22 protein-coding genes and 1 tRNA gene are annotated in these 22,664 nt (G+C 44.2%); 15 read left to right on the top strand and 8 right to left on the bottom strand.

The window, feature by feature from the left end:
* Positions 1-17: 17 nt before the first annotated feature.
* Both trpD and trpC read left to right on the top strand, forming a co-directional pair.
* A complete protein-coding gene (trpD, locus tag FD961_RS00785) occupies positions 18-1,043 on the top strand; it encodes an anthranilate phosphoribosyltransferase (RefSeq protein ID WP_215393703.1) in 1,026 nt (341 codons plus the stop codon).
* A 10-nt stretch (positions 1,044-1,053) separates the two neighbouring features.
* Positions 1,054-1,857: an indole-3-glycerol phosphate synthase TrpC gene (trpC, locus tag FD961_RS00780; RefSeq protein ID WP_215393702.1), complete on the top strand. Its 804-nt coding sequence runs from the start codon at positions 1,054-1,056 to the stop codon at positions 1,855-1,857.
* Positions 1,858-1,934: 77 nt separating this feature from the next.
* Here trpC and ychF read toward each other — a convergent pair whose 3' ends face one another.
* Positions 1,935-3,029 (bottom strand): redox-regulated ATPase YchF, encoded by a 1,095-nt coding sequence (ychF, locus tag FD961_RS00775; RefSeq protein WP_215393701.1) that lies wholly within the window; start codon positions 3,027-3,029, stop codon positions 1,935-1,937.
* Between the two features lie 40 nt (positions 3,030-3,069).
* On the opposite strand from ychF, the gene FD961_RS00770 reads away from it, so the two are divergent.
* From FD961_RS00770 to FD961_RS00715, 12 genes are all read left to right on the top strand, one after another.
* A complete protein-coding gene (locus FD961_RS00770) occupies positions 3,070-4,344 on the top strand; it encodes an FAD-dependent monooxygenase (RefSeq protein ID WP_215393700.1) in 1,275 nt (424 codons plus the stop codon).
* The gene (locus FD961_RS00765) at positions 4,337-5,065 is read left to right on the top strand and encodes a DsbC family protein (RefSeq protein WP_215393699.1); all 729 of its coding nucleotides are present in this window, start codon (positions 4,337-4,339) and stop codon (positions 5,063-5,065) included. The genes FD961_RS00770 and FD961_RS00765 overlap by 8 nt, the downstream gene beginning before the upstream one ends.
* A 4-nt stretch (positions 5,066-5,069) precedes the next feature.
* Positions 5,070-6,857, top strand: a complete 1,788-nt coding sequence (locus FD961_RS00760; protein ID WP_215393698.1) for a M61 family metallopeptidase — start codon at positions 5,070-5,072, stop codon at positions 6,855-6,857.
* Positions 6,858-7,634 carry a uracil-DNA glycosylase gene (locus FD961_RS00755; RefSeq protein WP_215393697.1) on the top strand — a complete coding sequence of 259 codons (777 nt, stop codon included), beginning with the start codon at positions 6,858-6,860 and terminating at the stop codon, positions 7,632-7,634. It begins immediately after the preceding gene.
* Between the two features lie 295 nt (positions 7,635-7,929).
* Complete coding sequence (hemA, locus tag FD961_RS00750; protein ID WP_071464509.1) at positions 7,930-9,246, top strand: glutamyl-tRNA reductase; 1,317 nt, start codon at positions 7,930-7,932, stop codon at positions 9,244-9,246.
* Positions 9,247-10,326, top strand: coding sequence for a peptide chain release factor 1 (prfA, locus tag FD961_RS00745; RefSeq protein ID WP_071464508.1), 1,080 nt, complete (start codon positions 9,247-9,249; stop codon positions 10,324-10,326).
* Positions 10,327-10,374: 48 nt separating this feature from the next.
* Positions 10,375-11,196 (top strand): peptide chain release factor N(5)-glutamine methyltransferase, encoded by an 822-nt coding sequence (gene prmC, locus FD961_RS00740; RefSeq protein WP_251371283.1) that lies wholly within the window; start codon positions 10,375-10,377, stop codon positions 11,194-11,196.
* Between the two features lie 98 nt (positions 11,197-11,294).
* Positions 11,295-11,603 carry a Grx4 family monothiol glutaredoxin gene (grxD, locus tag FD961_RS00735; RefSeq protein WP_071464506.1) on the top strand — a complete coding sequence of 103 codons (309 nt, stop codon included), beginning with the start codon at positions 11,295-11,297 and terminating at the stop codon, positions 11,601-11,603.
* Between the two features lie 14 nt (positions 11,604-11,617).
* Complete coding sequence (gene rmuC / locus FD961_RS00730) at positions 11,618-12,892, top strand: DNA recombination protein RmuC (RefSeq protein ID WP_215393695.1); 1,275 nt, start codon at positions 11,618-11,620, stop codon at positions 12,890-12,892.
* A 10-nt stretch (positions 12,893-12,902) separates the two neighbouring features.
* Complete coding sequence (locus FD961_RS00725; protein ID WP_215393694.1) at positions 12,903-14,231, top strand: MFS transporter; 1,329 nt, start codon at positions 12,903-12,905, stop codon at positions 14,229-14,231.
* A 287-nt stretch (positions 14,232-14,518) separates the two neighbouring features.
* Entirely contained in the window at positions 14,519-15,613 is a 1,095-nt protein-coding gene (locus FD961_RS00720) for a DUF563 domain-containing protein (protein WP_215393693.1), read from the top strand.
* 78 nt (positions 15,614-15,691) lie between these two features.
* A complete protein-coding gene (locus FD961_RS00715) occupies positions 15,692-16,594 on the top strand; it encodes a glycosyltransferase family 2 protein (RefSeq protein ID WP_215393692.1) in 903 nt (300 codons plus the stop codon).
* Here the strand turns inward: FD961_RS00715 and FD961_RS00710 are convergent.
* The gene (locus FD961_RS00710) at positions 16,587-17,393 is read right to left on the bottom strand and encodes a hypothetical protein (RefSeq protein ID WP_215393691.1); all 807 of its coding nucleotides are present in this window, start codon (positions 17,391-17,393) and stop codon (positions 16,587-16,589) included. The two genes, FD961_RS00715 and FD961_RS00710, sit on opposite strands and share 8 nt — an antisense overlap.
* 68 nt (positions 17,394-17,461) lie before the next feature.
* On the opposite strand from FD961_RS00710, the gene FD961_RS00705 reads away from it, so the two are divergent.
* Entirely contained in the window at positions 17,462-18,346 is an 885-nt protein-coding gene (locus FD961_RS00705) for a glycosyltransferase family 2 protein (RefSeq protein WP_215393690.1), read from the top strand.
* A 133-nt stretch (positions 18,347-18,479) separates the two neighbouring features.
* Here the strand turns inward: FD961_RS00705 and FD961_RS00700 are convergent.
* The 6 genes from FD961_RS00700 to petA all read right to left on the bottom strand — a co-directional run bounded on the left by FD961_RS00700 (position 18,480) and on the right by petA (position 22,557).
* Positions 18,480-18,555, bottom strand: a tRNA-Thr gene (locus FD961_RS00700).
* 17 nt (positions 18,556-18,572) lie between these two features.
* Positions 18,573-18,980: a ClpXP protease specificity-enhancing factor gene (locus tag FD961_RS00695; RefSeq protein ID WP_071464498.1), complete on the bottom strand. Its 408-nt coding sequence runs from the start codon at positions 18,978-18,980 to the stop codon at positions 18,573-18,575.
* Between the two features lie 29 nt (positions 18,981-19,009).
* The gene (locus FD961_RS00690) at positions 19,010-19,621 is read right to left on the bottom strand and encodes a glutathione S-transferase N-terminal domain-containing protein (protein WP_068320223.1); all 612 of its coding nucleotides are present in this window, start codon (positions 19,619-19,621) and stop codon (positions 19,010-19,012) included.
* 107 nt (positions 19,622-19,728) lie between these two features.
* Positions 19,729-20,502, bottom strand: a complete 774-nt coding sequence (locus FD961_RS00685; RefSeq protein WP_071464497.1) for a cytochrome c1 — start codon at positions 20,500-20,502, stop codon at positions 19,729-19,731.
* Between the two features lie 41 nt (positions 20,503-20,543).
* The gene (locus FD961_RS00680) at positions 20,544-21,944 is read right to left on the bottom strand and encodes a cytochrome bc complex cytochrome b subunit (RefSeq protein ID WP_215393689.1); all 1,401 of its coding nucleotides are present in this window, start codon (positions 21,942-21,944) and stop codon (positions 20,544-20,546) included.
* Between the two features lie 10 nt (positions 21,945-21,954).
* Positions 21,955-22,557, bottom strand: a complete 603-nt coding sequence (petA, locus tag FD961_RS00675) for a ubiquinol-cytochrome c reductase iron-sulfur subunit (protein ID WP_215393688.1) — start codon at positions 22,555-22,557, stop codon at positions 21,955-21,957.
* Positions 22,558-22,664 lie beyond the last annotated feature (107 nt).

Genomic DNA, 22,664 nt, shown 5'->3' with positions numbered 1-22,664 from the left:
AAGCTACCTAAAGCCACATGTCAATCACTCCTCAAGAAGCGCTACAGCGCTGCATAGAACATCGCGAACTCTTTCATGATGAAATGACGTCTATGATGCGCCTCATCATGAGCGGTGAAATGTCACCTGAGTTGGTGGCCGGCCTCTTGGTGGCATTGCGCACCAAGAAAGAAACTGTTGGCGAAATCGCAGCTGCCGCACAAGTGATGCGCGAGTTCGCAACTACCGTAGACGTCGAAGACCGTACTCATTTAGTTGATGTAGTGGGTACCGGTGGCGATGGTGCCCATACTTTTAATATCTCTACTGCGGCGATGTTTGTTGCTGCAGCAGCTGGCGCAAAAATTGCCAAACATGGTAATCGCAGCGTTAGCAGCAAGTCCGGAAGTGCTGACGTACTGGAAGCGTTAGGCGTCAATCTTGCGCTTTCGGCAGAACAAGTTGCCCAGTGCATCTCTACAGTGGGTGCTGGGTTCATGTTTGCCCCTAACCACCACCCGGCAATGAAAAATGTTGTGCCTATACGCAAGCAGCTGGGTGTACGCACTATTTTTAATATCTTGGGACCACTAACCAATCCGGCTGACGCTAAGCGTATTTTGATGGGCGTATTTCATCCTGATTTAGTTGGTATTCAGGCCCGTGTATTACAAGCGCTAGGCATGGAGCATGCTTTAGTGGTTTATGGACGTGACGGCCTCGATGAAATTTCGCTCGAAGGCTCCACGCTTGTTGGGGAACTCAAGGACGGCGCTGTTCATGAGTATGAAATTCATCCGAAAGACTTTGGTTTAAATACTGCCCCGACCATCAGCTTCAAGGTTGCTAATGCAGAAGAATCCAAGCAGATTGTTTTAGATGTGATTGATAACAAGCCCAGCGCTGCAAGTGACATTGTCTGTTTAAATGCAGGCGCTACCCTATACGTAGCAGGCGTAACCCCTGATATTGCCAGCGGTATTGCTAAGGCTAAAGCAGCTATTGCATCTGGGGCTGCCCGTCAAAAATTAAACGCTTTCGTTACCGCAACACAATCTAAATAAATTACCATTCATGAGCGATATTCTCGAAAAAATTGTTGCAACCAAAAAGATTGAAATTGCGCATAACCTGAAACAACTTTCTCTTGCAAATCAACGTGAGAACGCACAAGTAAATAATCAAGATCCCGCTCTAAAGCCGAGAGGCTTCATTCGCTCGATTGAGCAAAAAATTGCGGAAGGTAAACCGGGGGTTATTACCGAAATCAAAAAAGCTAGTCCAAGTAAGGGCATTCTTCGCGAGAATTTCATTCCCGCAGAAATTGCACGGTCCTATGAAAAACATGGCGCTGCTTGCTTATCGGTTCTAACTGACGTCGATTACTTTCAAGGTAGCAATGCCTATCTGCAACAAGCACGCGCTGCTTGCAGCATTCCTGTTTTACGTAAAGACTTCACCATAGACCCTTATCAAATCTATGAAGCGCGCGCCATTGGTGCGGATGCAATTTTATTAATCGTAGCCTGCCTAGAGCTCAATCAAATGAAAGAGCTTGAGGCTTGTGCTGACGAACTGGGCCTAGATGTATTGGTAGAAGTACATGATGGTGCTGAGTTAGAGCAAGCACTCGAACTCAAAACATCATTACTAGGCATTAATAATCGTAATCTCAAGACGTTTGAGGTGACATTGCAAACAACTCTTTCACTTCTATCTGCGGTGCCAAACAATAAAACTTTGGTTACCGAATCTGGAATATTGAATCGTGCCGATGTTCAACTCATGCGAGACAATCAGATCAATGCGTTCCTAGTTGGTGAGGCGTTCATGCGCTCTGCTGACCCTGGTGCCGCTCTTGGTCAGCTGTTTTTCTAAAGTAATTTGAAATTTACCAATAAAAAAGCTCTTGAAAAAGAGCTTTTTTATTGAGTTGCTAGCGAATGTTTGCTTTGTTAAACGTTGAATAAGAAATTCAACACATCCCCATCCTTCACTACATACTCTTTGCCTTCGGCGCGCATCTTGCCAGCTTCTTTAGCGCCTGACTCACCCTTAAATTGAATGAAGTCATCATAAGAAATGGTTTGCGCACGAATAAAGCCGCGCTCAAAGTCTGTATGAATTACACCGGCTGCCTGTGGAGCTGTATCACCTTGGTGGATAGTCCAAGCACGAACCTCTTTTACACCTGCAGTGAAATAAGTATGCAAACCTAATAAGGCATAACCTGCCCTAATCACGCGATCTAATCCTGGTTCAGCCATCCCTAGATCGGCCAAGAATTCTGTTTTATCAGCATCATCTAAATCTGCAATTTCCGCTTCAATGGCGGCACATACTGCAACTACAGGCGCATTCTCTTTGGCAGCATGCTGCTTAACTGCATCAAGATGAGGATTATTTTCAAAACCATCTTCTTTAACATTGGCTACGTACATTGCAGGCTTAGCAGTAATTAAGCAAAGAGGCTTAATAAGTAATTTTTCATCGTCACTTAAATTTAAGCTTCGCACTGGTAGGGCTGAGTCTAGATGGGCTTGCACTTTAGTCAACACCGCAACTAAGGCAGCAGCCTCTTTATCGTTTCCAGACTTTGCGGCCTTGCTAGAACGATTAAGCGTTTTCTCAACTGTCGCTAAATCCGATAAAGCCAACTCGGTGTCAATAACACCAATATCTGCAATAGGATCAATCTTCCCAGCAACGTGGATCACGTTCGGATCCTCAAAACAGCGCACCACATGGGTAATTGCGTCCGTTTCCCGAATATTGGCTAGGAATTGATTTCCAAGCCCCTCTCCTTTGGAGGCGCCAGCCACCAAGCCCGCAATATCGACAAATTCGACTGCAGCTGGCAGGACGCGCTCAGGCTTCACAATCTCAGCCAAGGCGGCTAGACGGGGGTCAGGAACCTCAACAACGCCCACATTAGGCTCGATCGTGCAGAAAGGATAGTTTTCCGCTGCGATCCCAGCCTTGGTAAGCGCATTAAAGAGGGTAGATTTGCCGACGTTAGGCAGGCCGACGATGCCACATTTCAAAGACATAACGATATTGTAAAGGGGCTGGTTTCGATATCATCGAGTTATGGCAGAAGCTCATTCAAACCCCCGCTCCATAAACCCCAGAAATCCCTCGCAAACTCGTCCTGTAGATGTCGTTGTTGTAGGGGGAGGCATAGTTGGCAAGGCTTGCGCGCTTGGTTTAGCCCAGCTGGGCTTAAACACGGTTGAGATCGCCCCCGATTTAGGTCTGGCAGTTCCTAGCCCTCAAGGTCATCAATGGGGTCAAAGAATTTATGCTTTTTCACCAAGCACTCAAAAACTACTGGCCCATTTGCAAATTTGGGATGCTCTTGACCACAGCCGTCTTCAGGCAGTGCGAGATATGCGTATCTATGGGGATCGCGGCGAAAAAAATGATCAGCTCCATCTATCTGCATTCGAGGCTGGCACACATCAACTTGCTTGGATTGGAGAGTCGAATTTAATTGAACATACACTTGACCAAGCTGCACGCTTCCAAAATAAATTAGAGCGTATTGCCGATGCTGTTGAAAAAATTGATGTTGATGCCAATGGAAATACTCTGCACTTAAAAAGTGGTGGCGCTATTCACGCGCAGCTCGTGATTGCTGCTGATGGTGCGAACTCACCAATCCGCGATTCGATTGGGATTTCTTTTAGCGAAGAGAGCTATTTACAAAGCGCAGTAGTAGCTAACTGGATGTGTACTTACCCTCACCTTGAAACTGCCTTCCAGTGGTTTCTACCAGGTGGAGATATTGTTGCAATGTTGCCTTTACCAAACAAGCAAGTCTCGATGGTATGGTCAACTTCGACTGAGCATGCAGCAGAACTATTAAAGCTTAATCAGTCGCAGTGGTTAGACCGCCTCTCCTCTATTGCCAATGGCGCAATAGAAAAGCAACTTGGCGAGCTCACACTGAATTCCACGCCTGCTGCATTTCCTTTAAGAAAAATTCGAGCTGCTCGCTTCATTGGTCCCGAGGCTAACCCAAAGGTTGCACTCATTGGGGATGCGGCCCATGTAATGCATCCCTTAGCAGGGCAAGGCCTGAACTTGGGTCTTCGGGATGTGGCTGTGCTACTCAATATCTTGAGTAAGCGTGAATCCTTTCGCCCATTAAGTGATCTCACCTTATTGCGCCGCTATGAACGCCAGCGACAAGGTGACACTAGTGCGCTTTTATGGGTCACTGATAAGCTGAAGAAATTATTTTCAGGCGGTAGCAACACAGAAAAACAGTTGCGTAATTGGGGGCTTGGACTGGTTAATAAAAGTCACTTCATTAAACAGCGCCTTATTGAACGGGCATTAGGAGAAATTGATTTTGACTAAATTTTTATCAGTAGCCTCATTTGTAGTTGGATTACTCTGCACTACCCTTCTTTTTACTGAAGCTGCACAAGCGCAAGCAGATCAACAACTCAAATTAGATATACAGAAAAAATTAGGTGGCAGCGCAAAAGTACGCAGCGTTACTCCGGCGCCGGTATCAGGGCTGTATGAGGTGCTAGTTGGTAATGAAATTTTTTACACCGATAGTTCAGCAAAATACTTAATTCAAGGCGAAATTATTGAGCTTGCTACCGGTAAAAACATGACTGAACAAAGGCAGGCAGATCTCAACCGAATTAAATGGAGCGACCTCAATCAGGCCAATGCTTTCAAGACTGTCCGTGGCAATGGTAATCGTCAATTAGCCATCTTTTCTGATCCGAACTGCGGCTACTGCAAGCGCCTCGAAAAATCGCTTCAGCAATTGGATAATGTCACCATTTATACCTATCTCATCCCCATACTATCTGCCGACTCAAGCCTCAAAGCGAAACAAATTTGGTGCTCCTCTGATCCCAATAAAACCTATATAGATTGGATGGTCAACGGTGTAGTCCCTAGCGGAAAATCTGACTGCAGCAATCCCTTAGATAAAAACCTAGCATTTGCAAAAAGCTATGGCATTACTGGTACTCCTACTCTCTTTTTTACTGACGGTAGCCGCTTTCCTGGTGCCGCTCAGATCGCCGATATTGAAAAGAAATTTGCCTCACTGAAATAAGCATATGAACACTACAGACCTGCCAGCAATTCAATACACAGTATGGCCTGCAGACTTGCATGGTCATCGCTTTGAAGTAAAGCTGCATATTGCCAATCCAGATCCTAAGGGGCAGATTGTTCAAATGCCGGCATGGATACCTGGCAGCTATCTGATTCGTGACTTTTCAAAACAGATTGAAAAGATTGAGGCCTTTACTGCAGGATCAACAAAGAAAAAAATTGCTTTAGATCGAATTGATAACGATCACTGGCAACTACCGCCAATAGAAGGTGGTGTGGACATTCTCACAACAATTTACGCTTTTGATAACTCTGTGCGTGCGGCCTATCTCGATACTGAGCGCGCATTCTTTAATGCAACTAGTCTTTGCCTCATCGTTAAGGGTCAAGAAGATCTTCCATGCTCTCTAGCAATTACTGCGCCAGAAACTGCATACTCAGATCACTGGTCAGTGCAAACTAGTCTAAGAGTAGTCAAAACAGACGCGCGCGGTTTTGGGTTTTATCTTGCTCAAAACTATGATGACCTCATTGACCATCCAGTAGCAATGGGTGAGTTTCAGGAGGTGCGCTGGACATCAAGCAATACGGCGCACAGCATGGCGGTTCAAGGATGTCTGCATCCAATCGATGTGGCACGTTTAGCCGCTGACTTACAGGCTATTTGTACTTGCACCATCAACCTTTTTGAACCTAAAACAAAACAGGCGCCATTTACCAGCTACCTCTTCTTAGTGAATGCCGTTTTAAATGGATATGGTGGCCTTGAACACCGCAATAGCACCGCATTGCTATGCCGTCGCGATCAAATTCCACAGAAAAACATCCCTTTAGATGAATCTAGTTATCGCGAATTCTTAGGCTTATGTAGCCATGAGTATTTCCACGCATGGTTGGTAAAGCGTATTCAACCTAAGGCTTTCCAGCCATATGATCTAGGCAACAGAAATCGCACACGCTTGCTATGGATCTTTGAAGGTTTCACTAGTTACTACGATGATCTACAACTCTTGCGTAGCAAACGGATTGATTTAAGCGCTTATCTCAAATTACTTGCTGATAATTGGAATGGTGTCTTACGTGGGCCAGGAAGATTAAAGCAGAGCATAGCTGATAGCTCTTTTGATGCTTGGACCAAGTATTACCAAGCGGATGAAAATACTCCCAATGCAGTCGTAAGCTATTACGGCAAAGGCGCCCTTATCGCCTTGGGTCTAGACTTACAAATCCGCACCTACTCAAAGAATAAAAAATCTTTGGACGATCTGATCCGCCTGGTTTGGCAAAAGCATGGGGTAACGCTTGATGGTATTACCGAGAATGGCTTAGATATTTTGATTAACGATTTACTTGGCGATGGCTTTAGCAAAATATGGAACGACTTCAAGTCTCGATATATCTTTGGTATTGAAGATATTCCAGTCCAAAAATGGATTGCCTCCAAACTCATTTCAGTAAAGCCAAAAACACAAACTAAACTTGAAAGAATCAAGCTGCAGTTAGGTTTGCGTCATACAGAAACCAATGGCTGGCTCAAAGTTACTCATGTATTGGATGGTGGAGCAGCACAAGCAGCAGGTCTCGCAGCAGGTGATTTACTTGCTAGCATCAATGGTCAACGCGTGACAAGCAATCGCTGGGATAAGGTCCTCGGCACCCTCTCAGAGGGTCAATCAATCAACCTCTCTTTCTATCGCGATGATCTTGAGCATGAGCGTATTTTGGTATTAGAGTCGGCTCAACTACCAATACAATTTGAGCTTACTGCAGTGGGCAGTAACTACAAGTAAATGCCTTCTTTCTCTAAAGACGATATCCCACAAGATTGGCGCAAACTATTAGGCGACTATTTTGATTCTCCTGCCTGGAGTAAATTAGAGAACAATATTCAAGCCGTCTTAAATTCTGACTTCGAAAGTGTCCGCCCTGAGCCACAGAATTTTTTCAAAGCACTTGCGTTAACCCCGGTTGATTCAGTGAAGGTGGTGATTATTGGGCAAGACCCCTATCACTCTCCAGGACTTGCGCAAGGCCTTGCATTTTCCATCCCCGCAAGCATTCCAATAAATTCTCGTGAGTTTCCAAGCTCACTACGCAACATCAGCAAAGCATTAGCTCTTGAGGGCTTTGGGCCCCTACCCCATGGTGACTTACATGATTGGGCCAATCAAGGAGCACTCCTACTTAACACTGCGCTCAGCGTCAGGTTAGGACAGGCTGGTAGTCATACCAATCTGGGGTGGAAAACCTTCATTGATCACCTTATCTCTAAGCTAGCGTTAAAGAAGCCATCCTTAGTTTGGCTACTTTGGGGAGGGCATGCCCAATCTAAGAAAGACCTGATAGAGCCAGGACAAGATCAACTGATCTTGACATCCTCACATCCATCTGGCTTAGGAGTCTATAAGACAGATAGGCCCTTTTTAGAACCCGGTACAGCGCGAAGTTGCATGCACTTCACGAAAACAAATGATTGGCTGCAAGCGCATGGCCGTGAACCCATTCAATGGGTTCGATCTTCTGAAAAGACCCCTATAAAAAACTCACAAGATGATTTATTTAGCTAAACCGGTATAGATCCACCCTATAGTGCAGGCAGCGAAGATGGCTACCAGCCACTCCAACATTTGGCCCGATTGAAAGAACCCCATATATTGGCCTAAATACGAACCTCCAGCTGCTGCGGCGAAGCCCAGCAATACGCTGATGAGCAATCCCCTGACGCTGGAGCTCTGAGAGCCTTTGGCTAACCCAGGGTAAAAGATCCAGGCAAAAGCCCCGGATGCACCCCCAATTAGCAGAAAAGCCAAAAACCCCATTCTCACCCCCATTAATGATGTCATCAAATCTATAATCACCATTATGAAGTTGTTGACACTCGGCATCAATCATCACACAGCGCCGGTCGCCATTCGGGAAAAGGTCGCCTTTGACCCTGAATTTCTTCAAGAAGCGTTGCACGATCTCCGCCAACATTTGCTGGGGGCGAATCAATCCGGCCTGCCTGAAGCGACCATCCTGTCAACCTGCAACCGCACCGAAGTCTACTGCGCAGCTAACGATGCTGATGCGGCCAGCATTTTGCATGAAGCGACTTTTGATTGGCTAGCAAAAACCCAGCAACTCGCTCCAAGCAGTCTTGAGCCACACATTTACTCCCTCCCACAATCGGATGCTGTTCGTCACGCTTTCAGAGTAGCGTGCGGCCTAGATTCAATGGTAATTGGTGAAACCCAAATCTTGGGACAGATGAAAGATGCAGTTCGCACCGCAAATGATGCGGGTGTTTTAGGAACCTACCTTAATCAGTTATTTCAGAAAACATTTGCAGTTGCGAAAGAAGTTCGCGGATCAACTGAAATTGGCGCGCATTCGATTTCCATGGCCGCAGCATCGGTGCGACTTTCTGAACGTATTTTTGAAAAAATTTCTAATCAAAAAATTCTGTTCATTGGCGCAGGTGAAATGATCGCCTTGTGTGCAACGCACTTTGTTGCCCGTAAACCAAAAAATGTTGCCATTGCTAATCGTACAATCGAGCGTGGCCAAGAGTTGGCAGATGCTATTGCTGATCAAGGAACTCAAGCAGAATCATTCAAGCTTTCTGAGCTTCCTGGCCGCTTACATGAATTTGACATCATCGTGTCGAGCACCGCCTCGTCCTTGCCGATCATTGGTCTTGGCATGGTGGAGAGCGCTCTGAAGCAGCGTCGACATAAACCGATGGTGATGATTGATTTAGCAGTCCCACGCGACTTCGAACCAGAAATTTCCAGGCTTGATGACGTGTATCTCTATACTGTTGACGATCTTGGCGTGATGATTCAAACAGGCGCAAGTTTGCGCCAAGCTGCTGTAAGTCAAGCTGAAGCAATCATTGAAGATCGAGTTGGTAATTTTATGCATTGGATGCAAGGTCGCAATGCGGTTCCGTTGATTCAGGATATTCAGCAACAAGGTGAACGCTTAAGACAACTTGAGTTAGAACGTGCGATGAAACGTTTGATGCGTGGCGATGATCCACAGGAAGTTCTAAATGCCATGGCACAAGGTCTTACCAATAAATTCTTACATGGCTCGCTCCATGCATTACAGCACTCCAACGGCGCAGAGCGCGATGCCTTAATCAAGTTATTACCTAAACTATTTGCCTCACACTCAAAATCAGAAGACCATTAGATGAAGCCCAGCATGCGGGCTAAGCTAGATCATCTAGACACGCGCTTAGCCGAACTTAATTCCCTTTTAACATCTGAAGAAGCAACCAAAGATATGGATGCTTATCGGAAACTCACGCGTGAGCACTCTGATATCGCTACCGTCGTTGAGCAATTTGGCTTGTATAAGCAGGCTGAGGCAGATGCACAAGCCGCAGAAGAGATGCGTAAAGATCCTGAAATGAAGGATTTTGCAGATGAAGAGCAAAAGCAGGCTCAGGCAACTATGGAAGAGCTTGAGAGTACTCTACAGAAACTGCTTCTACCCAAAGATGAAAACGACGAGCGCAATGTGTTCTTAGAGATTCGGGCGGGTACTGGTGGGGATGAAAGCGCGCTCTTTGCCGGCGATCTTCTACGCATGTATACCCGCTTTGCAGAGCGTCAAGGCTGGAAAGTAGAAATAGTCAGCGCTGCTGAATCAGACTTAGGGGGATACAAAGAGATTGTCCTTCGCCTAGTGGGTCAATCTGTTTATTCACGCCTGAAATTTGAGTCTGGGGGCCATCGCGTGCAACGCGTCCCTCAGACCGAAACCCAAGGTCGTATTCATACGTCAGCCTGCACTGTTGCAGTCATGCCGGAAGCAGATGAACTGGAGGCGGTGAAAATCAATCCCGCTGAATTACGTATCGACACCTTCCGTGCATCTGGTGCAGGGGGGCAGCATATCAATAAGACTGACTCTGCAGTACGCATCACCCACTTGCCAACCGGCACTGTAGTGGAATGTCAGGATGATCGCAGCCAACATCGGAACCGTGAACAGGCAATGAAAGTATTGGTCTCGCGAATCATGGACGCACGCGAACGTGAAAAACACCAGCTCGAAGCGCAAACTAGAAAATCTCTCATTGGTTCGGGCGATCGTAGCGACCGTATTCGAACGTACAACTTTCCACAGGGTCGCATCACTGATCACCGAATTAATCTCACACTCTATAAGATCGATGCCATGATGGATGGTGATATTAATGACCTCTGCAATGCCCTTGCATCCGAGCACCAAGCTGAATTACTCGCCGCTCTTGGCGATAATTAAGCAAGAAGTAAAATCTTCATGGGAATAGATGCAACTCTGCGCTCGTTAATGAGCGCCACCCTACTTCCACCCAATGAAGCTCGAATACTCATGGCTCAGGTACTCGATCAACACTACCAACTACCACGCTCTGCCCTGCTATCGCGTGACGATATGGAGCTTCATGCTCAAGCACTTGAGGAGTGGAAAACACTAGAATCCAGGCGACTTCAAGGTGAGCCGATTGCCTATCTCATTGGGAAACGTGGTTTTCATAATATTGAGCTGCAAGTTGCGCCGGGTGTTTTAATCCCGCGCCCAGAAACTGAACTACTTGTTGAAATTGGACTGCGTGAGATTAAGCAAATTGAAAAAGAGGTTATTACTCCCAAGGTCCTTGATCTAGGAACCGGCTCTGGAGCAATTGCACTAGCGATTGCAAATGAGGCTCCAAGTTCAATAGTGACCGCAACAGATCAATCTGCTGAAGCATTAGTCATTGCTAAGGCGAATGCCAAACAGCTAAACCTTGAGTCTTGTGTGCAATTTTTGCAAGGTAGTTGGTATGAGGCTTTGCACGAGAAGGCTTTATTTGACGTGATCCTAAGCAATCCCCCTTATATTGCTAGCCAAGATCCTCATCTGACTCAAGGTGACCTGCGTTTTGAACCCATTTCTGCCTTAACAGATCATGCCAGCGGGCTTACCTGCCTCAAAGTCATCATTCAAGGGGCTGTAAACCACTTAAAACCCATGGGCCTGATTGCAGTCGAGCATGGCTTTGATCAGTCAGAGGCTGTAGTCTGCCTGATGAAAGCAGGGGGATTTAGCGACGTTCAGGCCCATCAGGATTTGGCCGGCCATAACCGCGTGGTGTCCGCTAGGAAATAAGGCGTCAAGCCCCCCCTTTGTTGCATAAAGTCTTAAAATCGAAACAATAGTATTTCTAAACCATTTTTACCGCTTTATTGCTTTTCTAGAAAGAATTTATGGACACTCAAGCTCAAATTAAAGAAATCGTTACTAGCCACCCCGTTGTATTGTTTATGAAGGGAACTGCGCAGTTTCCTCAGTGCGGCTTCTCTGGCAATGCAGTCAATATTCTGCGCGCTAGTGGCGTTGAAAAACTTCATACCGTGAACGTATTAGAGGATGCAGGAATTCGCCAAGGTATTAAAGAATTTGCTAATTGGCCAACCATTCCTCAGCTCTATATCAATGGTGAATTCATTGGCGGATCAGACATCATGACTGAAATGTTTCAGTCTGGCGAGCTGCAAAAATTAGTTAAAGCGTAATTAGCCTTACCTTAGTGACTTTTGATCTAAGCTCTCTTCTGTTGTTTGGCCTACCGCTGGGATTGTGTGCAGGCCTCTTGGTTTATGCTCTCAATTTACGCTCGAGCCTGGCACGGGCAGAACTTCAAGTTGAAGCTGAGAGCGCATTAACCCTAGGGCTTAGGGCTGAACGTGATCAAGCGCTTCAAAATGCCATTCGTCTTGAAGCGGAACTCGATTCAGAACGCAAGCAAGGACTCGGACGCATTGAGTCGCTCAATGAAGCTAAAGAGGCGCTTACTAGCCAATTCAAAAACTTGGCCAATGAAATTCTGGAGGATAAATCCAAGCGCTTTACAGAACAAAATGCAGCTAGCCTCGATGCCCTTTTAAAGCCATTACAAACCAAGCTCACCGAATTCAAAGAGCAGGTCAATAATTCTTATGGGAATGAAGCGCGTGAGCGCTTTGCACTTAAAAGCGAAATTGAGCGTCTAGCCAATCTCAACCTACGAATGTCAGATGAAACACGCTCTTTAACGCAAGCATTAAAGGGCGACTCCAAAGTCCAGGGTAACTGGGGTGAGCTAGTGCTCGAGTCTATTCTTGAGTCATCAGGCCTGCGTAAAGGCGAAGAATATGTTGTGCAGGACAGCCATACGCAAACTGATGGTTCGCGCTTACAGCCTGACGTAGTCATTAAACTTCCCGAGGGTAGAAGTTTGGTGGTTGATAGCAAGGTATCCATAACAGCTTATGCCAGACACGCTGAAACAACCGACTCGGACATTGCTGAGCGTGAGTTAGCCGCCCATATCCAATCACTACGTCAACATATCCAAGGGTTATCAAGCAAGAACTACAGCTCTCTCTATGGCGTAGGTTCCGTGGACTTTGTTCTCATGTTCGTTCCGATTGAGCCCGCTTTCTTATTGGCCCTGAAAACTGCTCCGAATTTGTATCAAGAGGCGCTTGCTAAAAATATTGTGTTGGTTTGCCCAAGTACCTTGATGGCAACATTACGAACTGTCGCTCATTTATGGAGGCAGGATCACCAAAATCGGAATGCTTTAGAGATCGCAAAACAATGTGGCAATCTCTACGATAAATTTGTAGGTTTTGTAGATGATCTTGAAAAATTGGGTCAACGTTTAGATCAAGCCCAGACTAGCTATCACGATGCCTTTAGCAAACTGAAGACTGGCAAAGGCAATCTCATTCGCTCTGCTGAGAAGGTGCGTGAGCTTGGCGTTAAACCAAGTAAGAATTTATCTACTCCATTAATTGAGTCTTCTACAGATTTCGAATAAAAGGGCTCATTTGAAGCCCAAGAATGATGCGCAGGCCTATCGCAAAATAGCTATTGCTACTTGCTTTGGGACCTTCTTGGAGTGGTATGACTTTCTTACTTTCGCAAGCTTAGCGGTTGTTCTTGGTCCATTATTTTTTCCTTCAAGTGATCCCAATACAGGTCTTTTAGCAAGTCTTGCAACCTTTGGCGTTGGAATGGTGGTTAGGCCCATCGGATCGGCCCTATTTGGATCATTAGGTGACCATATAGGCCGCAAGCCCGTCTTTATGATCACGATTGCCTTAATGGGTCTGGCAACTGTCAGCGTAGGATTTTTGCCAACCTATGCACAGATCGGCATCTGGGCCCCCGCTTTTTTAGTTACCTTACGGTTAATCCAAGGCCTCTCTGCTGGAGGTGAAATTGGTGGTGGCGCTGTTTACCTCACAGAACATGCAGGCAACAAAAATAGAGGGTTCAAAACCAGCTTTCTTCAGCTAATGGGTCCGCTGGGCATTCTAGTTTCAACCTTACAAATTGCAGCCCTCCAAAGCTGCTTGTCTGCAGAAGAATTTCAGTCATGGGGATGGCGGGTACCTTTCTGGGTTTCGCTTCCGCTACTGTTGAGCGCTTTTTATATCCGAAGATCGCTTGAAGAAACACCGGTATTTCTAGAGCTATCAAACCAAACCGAGAAAAATGAATCTCAGTTAATCAATAACTTTAAAGATTCTGAAATTCGTAAGAGAATGTTTCTCCTCTTCTTTTGCATTTCATCTAGCGGAGCAATATTGTTCTTTTGCGTTCAGGTATATACGGCAGTCTTTTTAAAAACCTCGGTCCACTTGGAGTCTGCGCTGGTAGACAAACTGAGTATTTATGCCACTATCGCTCTCCTACCTCTCACCATATTTGCGGGTTGGCTCTCTGATAGGCTTGGGCGTAAACCAGTCGTTTTAGCTGGGATCATTCTTGGCTCAATTTTTATTCGCCCTGCATTTCAACTACTTCAAAAACTTGGTACTCACTACGTCGAATCTCCTTCAGGTAGCGCCCTCCTAAAAATAGGTTTGATATTGACGGCTCTCTCGCTTTCACTTGCACTGGTAGTGGGGCCACAAACTGCGCTTCTTGCAGAACTTTTTCCCGCCAAAGGTAGGAATAGCGCAGCCACACTTCCTCACAACTTAGCAGCTGGTTGGATTGGAGGAATGCTTCCACTCATCGTTACATGGCTCAATCAATCCTGGGGGAATGATCTGGCGGGCTTATGGTATCCAACCATATTTCTTAGTGCGGCAGGAATTACAGCGGCACTTTTCTTGCCAGAGACAAAAACTAAAAACTTATCTCAATGAGCCTATAAAGCTGCAATTCTATCTGCTATCTTTTTCTGAATAGCTAGCTTGTAATCTGACCACCAACCAATGCAGGGCTTCTATGCATCAAATATCAATCGGTCTTCTTGGCATTTATTGCCCTCTACCATCGTATACTTTATTTTCAAAAAGCTTCTTAGAATTAATAAAAATACGTCAATAAAAATAATATGGTCAATATATTCGAGTTTATTGAGACATCATCTTGGTGTCGTCGCGCAAATAGCGCGACAGATTTATATCAAAACGAAAACACATATTTACCCATGTTTTCCAAAGAATGCATCTCTTTAATTAATGAAAAAGATGCATTACTTCATCACAATGCATCCGAAGATAGTTTATTTTTTGAAACTCCATCAACTAATAGCGGCTTTAAGATCAATGATCTAATAGAAGGTGTTGAGGTTGGTGGATCAATCTTGGCTCACCTTACAAAAGTAATGATTAAAGATTCATCACTTTTAATTTTAGTGAGAAATAATCTTTCTCTTACTGAGGGCTATGGAAACAGGCGATGGGCTGAATACCAGCTTAACAAGTGGCCTAGTCAACATAACTATCCGCTTTGTATGATCCAAGGCGAGAACTTATTGACTCTTAAGCAAAGAATTAAAATTTACTCGATTGATAAAAAGATTCAAAAAATCCCTATACCTGCAATATATTTAAGTGTCAGACCCAATGACAAGAATATCTACCACTGGGTTATGGAAACTTTGATAAGACTTAAATGTTTAGATGATTTGCCTGAGCTGAAAAATATTCCTCTCATAGTACGGGATCAACTATCAGACTTTCAAAAATCAACTTTAAGACTTATGGGGGTTGACAATAAATTAATCATTACAAACGGAGAGTCATTTGAAATTGAGGATCTTTTCTTCCCATCAATTCCGTCTACTCCAACACAGCATCCTGGTGCCATGCACTGGCTTAGGGATAAGTTTCTAAATCGAATGATGAAGCCCGCCAATACTAAAAAGCGTTTATACATCTCAAGAATAGATAGCAATCGACAGGTTGCTAATGAGGATGAAATTTTCAGCTATCTAGAAGGGCTTGGCTACGAAAAGCTAATCATGAGTGAAATTTCTGCAGAAGACCAAATTAATTATTTTAGAGCGGCAGAATCTATTGTTATCCCACATGGCGCAGCAGGCACTCATCTTCTGTTTGTTCCGCCAACATGCAAAGTTATTGAACTCCATTCGCCGAAATGGGTGAATCATTGCTATCTAAGCCTATGTGCTAGCCTTGGGATATCGTATAAATGGATCTTAGGCTCTCAGCATGGGAACGACATGGATTATGTGGTTAATCTGAATGAATTGAAGGCTTTGATTTCTCACAACTCTTAGCTCAATCTTGGTAAACATATAATCTCACTATTGCTTAAAGGCTATCCAGCTCCACTGCCCCCGAAGATCGACCAATGAATGCTTCAAAAAAATAATCTCATGGTAAAAAATAATTTGGAAATTCATTTCTTCACGATCGTTTTAAATGGTCGCCCATTTATTGAACAACATATTGAAACTTTTTCTTCATTATCGATTAAATGGCATTGGCATATTATTGAAGGTGTTGCTGACCTTAAAAACGATACCTCTTGGTCTCTTAAAAATGGTGGCGCCATACCTGCCTCCCTTCACCTTAATGGACTGTCAAATGATGGCACAACTGACTATATTGATGAGCTGCAGAAAAAATATCCTAACAATATTTCCGTTTATAGAAAAGAAAATGGGGCATTTTGGAATGGCAAGCTAGAAATGATTAATGCTCCTCTAAAAAAAATAAAGAAGGAGTGTCTACTTTGGGAAATTGATGTTGATGAATTCTGGTCTAGAAATCAGATTCTTGAGACATTGTCCATGTTTGAAGAAAACCCAAACAAATATGGAGCTTTTTACTGGTGTAACTTTTATGTCGGTCCAGAATTAGTTATTGCAACCCGATTCGGATACGGAAATAACCCTCAATTTGAATGGCAGAGGACATGGCGCTATAAGCCCCACTTTATATGGTCATCACATGAGCCCCCAATGCTTATTGAGAGAGATTACAGTGGGAAAATTCGTCCTGTAATTGCACGCGGTTTTTTTTCACACGATGAAACAGAGGCTCGTGGCTTGATTTTTCAACATCGTGCCTATGTCAATGAAAAACAATTGGAATTTAAAGAAATCTACTATGGATATAAAGATGCCAAATCCCAGTGGAATGAATTACAAAATTGCAAAAAATTTCCAGTTAAATTAAGTAATTTTTTTTCCTGGGTCAATGATGACACTATCGTTGAAAAGGCTGCCTCGCTTGGATTACCACTACTTAATTAACAATTGGTTTTGGTCGAAATAGCTCGGTATGATCTATAAAATCGGCATTAATTAGGCTAGGATTAATGTAGATACCGAACCCTGATCTGGTAATTTCCTCATGTAATGAGACATGCTCGCAAACTTCAGAGCCAAATTTATCAAGTCCAATATAAGCCCCTCCTTGCAGCGCGTCCTTTCTATAAATTGCGAGACCACCGAAAGCAGATTGAACTTTTAACCAAGTTGAATTCTGGGGAACTTTTATCATTTTTGAATAAACGGCGGCAAATCTTGAGGCATCCTGAGGTAAGCCATGATTAATTAAAAAATGATATTGAGCCCAACAGTCGCCAGGAGACCATACTTCATGTCTTAGTGCCCAGATATCATAATATGGACCCTCCTGATTAGCAGCACATACTGCCCAACCTTCGTGAGACCAGCATGAATCTACTGCTTGACTACTAAGTAGGCGGTTTACACCGTCAAAGTCTGCCACAACCACATACTCGATATCTGCGTATTCTTGACTTTCTCTTATAGATTTTAAATATTGGTTACGGCAATAGGCAATTCTCTGCGTTCTAGACTTCATTAAGGGCTCTAAGCTGCCCATTGCTTTAAAATTAAATGATGGAATTTTATTCTTAAGGGCGCCCAATAATTCTCGTGTTTCATCAGAGCTGTCAGATTCAATGAGCAGCCACTGTATTTCTGAAAATCTTTGAAAGGCATTGCTAAGAATTAAAACTTGATCGTTGAGGTACTGCGCGCAATTTCTGACAACTCCAACAATCAATACTTTATTAGTGCCCATACATTCCTTTATTAATACTTATCGGTATGATGATTAAACCAAGCTGAATAAACAGATAATTACCAAAAATGATACCTCCATCAATTTCAATCGTAACGCCATCATTCAATCAAGCGCCTTATCTTGAGAAAACAATTCAATCTGTACTCCATCAAAATTATCCAAATCTAGAGTACGTGATCATTGATGGCGGAAGTACCGATGGATCTGTAGAGATTATTCAAAAGTATAGCGAAGATCTGCACTACTGGATTAGCGAACCCGATACCGGTCATGCGAATGCCTTGAACAAGGGGTTTGAAAAAACTTCTGGCGAAATAATGGGCTGGCTTAATAGTGACGATATGTATTTCCCCGGCTGCTTTAATACTATTTCTGAAATTTTTGACAAGTATCCAAATGTAAATTGGATATCAGGATTAACATCGGCGTGGAATAACGTCGGAAGCGTCATAAATGTTCAAGGAAGTCAAAAAAATATTTTTGACTTCCTACTTGGGAGATTTGGCTGGATTCAACAAGAGTCGACCTTTTGGAGGAGAAGTATCTGGAATAAGGCCGGTGCCAAAATGGATGAATCAACAAAACTAGCCATTGATGGCGAGCTTTGGACCAGATTCTTTTTGCATGACCAGCTCTACTCAGTATTCAGTACTCTGGGCGGCTATCGAGTTACAGGCTCTAATCGAGCCTTTTCGAATTCTGATGAAACCGTTAAAGAGACAATAGAAGCAATAAAAAAAATGAGGCTGAAGGTTGACTCTACCACTATGAACATCGTCTTAAAGCTTGAGGCTTATCTTAGTAAAAATATGGGTAGTGGATATCATCCAAATCTTGCTGCCATTTTGAACCCCGCCGAGATTGAGAAAATCTCCTATAGGGGCATTTATTACAACCTAGAAAATCTGGATGAAAGATGGATTATGGGGACTTTTCCATTTGTCCCCTGAAGGAGGGGTAACAATTTATCCAACTAACCTCAACCAGCACTTGATGGTAAAGAATAATTTTGCCTCGATCTAAACGGCATGCTTTAATGGCGCCTAGAAAAATGCCCCACTAAGTGAGGCATTTAAGAATTTTTGGTGCCCCTTGTCCGACTCGAACAGACCACCTACTGATTACAAATCAGTTGCTCTACCAGATGAGCTAAAGGGGCACGGATGTTATTTTAGCCTATTTCACAATAGTTAAGGATGGTCTACTAGTTTTAGGTTTTTCAGAAGCTTCATCTTGGGAATCGGCTATATGTAAATCTCGAATCTGAGTCGGATCAAATGGGAATGACATACCCTGACCGTTTTCCCTGGCGTAGATAGCCAATACATGGCTCACCGGAACCGTGATTTTCCTAGGAACCCCTCCAAACCTAGCCTGAAAACTGATCCAATCATTGCCCAGGTCAAGCTGATGACATGCCTCCAATGACAGATTAAGAACGATCTCATCATTCTTAACAAACTCCATGGGCACTTCGACCCTTAAATCCACAAAAACAGCGATAAAGGGCGTAAAACCAAAATCCGTGCACCACTGATGTAGAGCACGGATTAGGTAGGGTTTATTGCTTGGGACGTCAGACATGCCGACTATGAATGAACCGCTAGGATTGCTTAGCGGCGCATCACCTTCTCGGAAGGAGTTAACGCTTCGATATAAGCTGGTCTGCTGAAAATACGCTCAGCGTACTTCAAAAGAGCAGCAGCATTGCGTGAAAGATCGATGCCGTAATGCTCAAGACGCCATAACAATGGGGCAATTGCCACATCTAGCATCGAGAACTCATCGCCTAACATGTACTTGTTCTTAACGAAAATAGGGGCCAACTGAGTTAGACGATCGCGAATAGCCAAGCGCGCTTTCTCATGAACCTTCTCTGCAGCCTTGCCTTTTTCGTTCTCAAGAGCGGCTACGTGCACAAAGAGTTCTTTCTCAAAGTTAAAGAGGAACAAACGTGCGCGTGCGCGTGCAACTGGATCAGGCGGCATCAACTGTGGATGAGGAAAACGCTCATCAATGTATTCATTGATGATGTTGGATTCATACAAAATCAAATCACGCTCAACCAAGATGGGAACTTGACCATAAGGATTCATCACGGAGATGTCTTCTGGCTTATTAAACAAGTCAACATCGCGGATTTCAAAGTCCATGCCTTTTTCAAAAAGCACCAGACGGCAGCGTTGCGAGAATGGGCAATTAGTACCCGAGTACAACACCATCATAAATTTATTTCCTTAAATTTCTACTTCAATACAACAAACGCTAAACAGCGGCATTAAATCTTTTGCTAAATGAAGTCCTTCGCATGAAAGACCTCATTTGATACAAATTAGTGGATATCTTTCCAGTAGGCTTTATTCAAGCGCCAAGCTAAGAGTGTGAAGATAGCCAAGAATAAGAGAACCACAACACCAAGGCGCTTACGCTCTAACTGGACTGGCTCAGCCATCCAAGAGAGAAATGAAACGAGGTCAGCAATATTGTCGTCATATTCTTCTGGCTTCATGGTGCCTGGAGTGAGTTGCTCAAAGCCTACGAATACTTTTTCTGTTCTACCTTCTTCATGTGGATCTTTGCGTTCCTCAAATTTTGCAGCACGCTCCCCCTGGAGCTGCCATAAAACATGAGGCATGCCAACGTTTGGATATACCAAGTTATTCCAACCGGTTGGACGGTCATCATCCTTATAAAACGTGCGGAAATAGGTATAAAGCCAATCCGTTCCACGGGCGCGAGCTTCAACTGATAGATCTGGAGGTACCTTACCAAACCATGTCTTAGCATCCTTAGGTGACATTGAGATCGTCATCAAATCACCGACCTTAGCGTCATTCAAGATCAGGTTGTCTTTGATTTGTTGATCAGTCAAACCGATATCGCGCAAGCGGTTGTAGCGCATGCTAGAAGCTGCGTGGCAATTTAAGCAATAGTTCACAAAAATCTTAGCGCCATTTTGCAAGGAAGCATTTTTACTTACGCGATCAGGGGCTTTATCCAATGGAAAGCCGCCTTCATTTGCACTGGCATTCATACCAACACCAAGCGCAGCAACCACTGCTATTGCTTGGCATAGGCCCATCAAAGTTTGCAGAATTCGTTTCATACTAGTTCCTAATTTCTCTTTACTGATATCTCAGACTTAAATTAATGGGACTCAAAAGTAACGCGGCTTGGAACTGGCTTGAATGTACCAAGCTTGCTCCAGAACGGCATGGCCAAGAAAAAGCCCAGATAGTAAATAGTGCAAACCTGAGAAATCTTTTCAAATATTGGTGATGGTGGCTGAATACCCAAGTAACCCAAGATGATGAATGTCACTACGAATATTCCATAAATATATTTATGGAATTGTGGGCGATAGCGAATCGATTTCACTGGAGAGTTATCAAGCCAAGGCAAGAAGAACATGATCACAACTGAACCACCCATGATCACAACACCCCAGAACTTCGCATCAAACAAATAAAAACCACCGGCCAACACTAGAGCGATAGCCACACATAGACCTTTGATCTTGATGTCCTTAGCGCTCTTGGCAAACAATCCTAAAATCACCGCCAAGAATATCCACAAAGGCAATAAGAAGCTAGAGGTTGTAGCACGCAACATCGAGTAGAACGGCGTGAAATACCAAACAGGTGCGATATGTGGCGGAGTCTGGAATGGGTTGGCAGGCACGAAGTTGTTCGCTTCGAGGAAGTAACCACCCATTTCCGGGGCAAAGAATACGATACAAGCAAAAACCATCAAAAAGCCGCCTAAATACATCACATCGTGTACTGAGTAAAAGGGGTGGAATGGTATTCCATCAACCGGATGACCTTGCGCATCTAAGTTTTCTTTAATCTCAACGCCATCTGGATTGTTAGAGCCTACTTCGTGCAATGCAAGAATATGAGCTGCCACTAAACCAACCAACACCAATGGAATTGCGATCACGTGGAACGCGAAGAAACGATTGAGGGTGGCATCACCCACAACATAATCACCGCGCAACCACAAGGAAAGATCTGGTCCAATGAATGGAATCGCAGAGAACAAGTTCACAATAACTTGGGCACCCCAGTAAGACATTTGACCCCATGGGAGCAGGTAGCCAAAGAATGCTTCGCCCATTAAGCACAAGAAAATTGCGCAACCGAAGATCCAGATCAACTCACGTGGCTTGCGATAAGAACCATAGATCAGACCACGGAACATATGCATGTAAACCACTACAAAGAATAAAGAGGCTCCAGTGGAGTGCATGTAGCGAATTACCCAACCCCAAGGTACTTCACGCATGATGTACTCAACGGACTCAAAAGCCTTAGCAGCATCAGGCTTGTAGTTCATAGTCAAGAAAATACCGGTAACTATCTGGTTTACCAACACTACGATAGCTAATGCGCCAAAAATATAGAAAAAATTGAGGTTTTTTGGTGCGTAATACTCACTCATATGCCTCTTAAAGGCCTCTGTCACAGGTAAACGTGAGTCAACCCATGCCATAAGTTTTTGAGCTGCCGAAGCGTCCGCTGGGACTTCTTTTTCGTGGAATGCCATTTATCTCTCCTTAGGCCTTCTTATCATCGCCAATCAGAATCTTGGTATCGCTCAAATACATATGCGGCGGTACTTCAAGGTTATCTGGGGCTGGTTTATTTTTGTATACACGACCCGCCATATCAAAAGTAGAGCCATGGCATGGGCACAGGAAGCCACCAGGCCAAGTGTTTGGCAGAGAAGGCTGTGGGCCTGCTTCAAATTTAGCATTAGGAGAGCAGCCTAGATGAGTACAAATACCCACTACAACTAAATACTCAGGTTTAATCGAGCGCCATTGATTCTGGGCATAAGGAGGGGTGAATTGAGATGGATCACGCAAAGAATTCGGATCGGCCAATTCATTATCAATTTTGGATAATTCAGCAACTTGCTCAGGGGTGCGACGCACAACCCAAACTGGCTTTCCACGCCACTCAGCTGTTCTCATTTCATCTGGCTTCATGCCAGTGATATCAATTTCAACAGGTGCACCGGCGGCTTTAGCACGCTCAGAAGGCTCAAAACTGTCAATAAAAGGATAAAGGGCTGCGGCTGCACCTACGCCACCAACCGCCGATGTAGCGATCAACCAATTACGGCGATCCTTGTCCATACAGGGCTTGTCACTCATTTACAAAATTCCTAGAAGGGGTATTTATGGGTGGAAATTGCTTAAAGGTAGGATTTTAAAGTAAAAAGTGGGGTAAGCAAGAAAGTTATGGGGTTAATCTTGAGTAA

It is taken from the genome of Polynucleobacter sp. TSB-Sco08W16 (assembly GCF_018687455.1).
GTDB lineage: Bacteria > Pseudomonadota > Gammaproteobacteria > Burkholderiales > Burkholderiaceae > Polynucleobacter.
The sequence above is the reverse complement of the archived record's forward strand: the minus strand, read 5'-3'. Positions and strand labels throughout refer to the sequence as shown.

What these genes read in the sequence shown, in the direction of transcription:
- trpD (WP_215393703.1), top strand. Translation starts at nt 18, where the DNA reads ATGTCAATCACTCCTCAAGAAGCGCTACAGCGCTGCATAGAACATCGC.
- trpC (WP_215393702.1), top strand. Translation starts at nt 1,054, where the DNA reads ATGAGCGATATTCTCGAAAAAATTGTTGCAACCAAAAAGATTGAAATT.
- ychF (WP_215393701.1), bottom strand. Translation starts at nt 3,029, where the DNA reads ATGTCTTTGAAATGTGGCATCGTCGGCCTGCCTAACGTCGGCAAATCT.
- FD961_RS00770 (WP_215393700.1), top strand. Translation starts at nt 3,070, where the DNA reads ATGGCAGAAGCTCATTCAAACCCCCGCTCCATAAACCCCAGAAATCCC.
- FD961_RS00760 (WP_215393698.1), top strand. Translation starts at nt 5,070, where the DNA reads ATGAACACTACAGACCTGCCAGCAATTCAATACACAGTATGGCCTGCA.
- FD961_RS00755 (WP_215393697.1), top strand. Translation starts at nt 6,858, where the DNA reads ATGCCTTCTTTCTCTAAAGACGATATCCCACAAGATTGGCGCAAACTA.
- hemA (WP_071464509.1), top strand. Translation starts at nt 7,930, where the DNA reads ATGAAGTTGTTGACACTCGGCATCAATCATCACACAGCGCCGGTCGCC.
- prfA (WP_071464508.1), top strand. Translation starts at nt 9,247, where the DNA reads ATGAAGCCCAGCATGCGGGCTAAGCTAGATCATCTAGACACGCGCTTA.
- prmC (WP_251371283.1), top strand. Translation starts at nt 10,375, where the DNA reads ATGAGCGCCACCCTACTTCCACCCAATGAAGCTCGAATACTCATGGCT.
- grxD (WP_071464506.1), top strand. Translation starts at nt 11,295, where the DNA reads ATGGACACTCAAGCTCAAATTAAAGAAATCGTTACTAGCCACCCCGTT.
- FD961_RS00720 (WP_215393693.1), top strand. Translation starts at nt 14,519, where the DNA reads ATGTTTTCCAAAGAATGCATCTCTTTAATTAATGAAAAAGATGCATTA.
- FD961_RS00715 (WP_215393692.1), top strand. Translation starts at nt 15,692, where the DNA reads ATGCTTCAAAAAAATAATCTCATGGTAAAAAATAATTTGGAAATTCAT.
- FD961_RS00710 (WP_215393691.1), bottom strand. Translation starts at nt 17,393, where the DNA reads ATGGGCACTAATAAAGTATTGATTGTTGGAGTTGTCAGAAATTGCGCG.
- FD961_RS00705 (WP_215393690.1), top strand. Translation starts at nt 17,462, where the DNA reads ATGATACCTCCATCAATTTCAATCGTAACGCCATCATTCAATCAAGCG.
- FD961_RS00695 (WP_071464498.1), bottom strand. Translation starts at nt 18,980, where the DNA reads ATGTCTGACGTCCCAAGCAATAAACCCTACCTAATCCGTGCTCTACAT.
- FD961_RS00690 (WP_068320223.1), bottom strand. Translation starts at nt 19,621, where the DNA reads ATGATGGTGTTGTACTCGGGTACTAATTGCCCATTCTCGCAACGCTGC.
- FD961_RS00685 (WP_071464497.1), bottom strand. Translation starts at nt 20,502, where the DNA reads ATGAAACGAATTCTGCAAACTTTGATGGGCCTATGCCAAGCAATAGCA.
- FD961_RS00680 (WP_215393689.1), bottom strand. Translation starts at nt 21,944, where the DNA reads ATGGCATTCCACGAAAAAGAAGTCCCAGCGGACGCTTCGGCAGCTCAA.
- petA (WP_215393688.1), bottom strand. Translation starts at nt 22,557, where the DNA reads ATGAGTGACAAGCCCTGTATGGACAAGGATCGCCGTAATTGGTTGATC.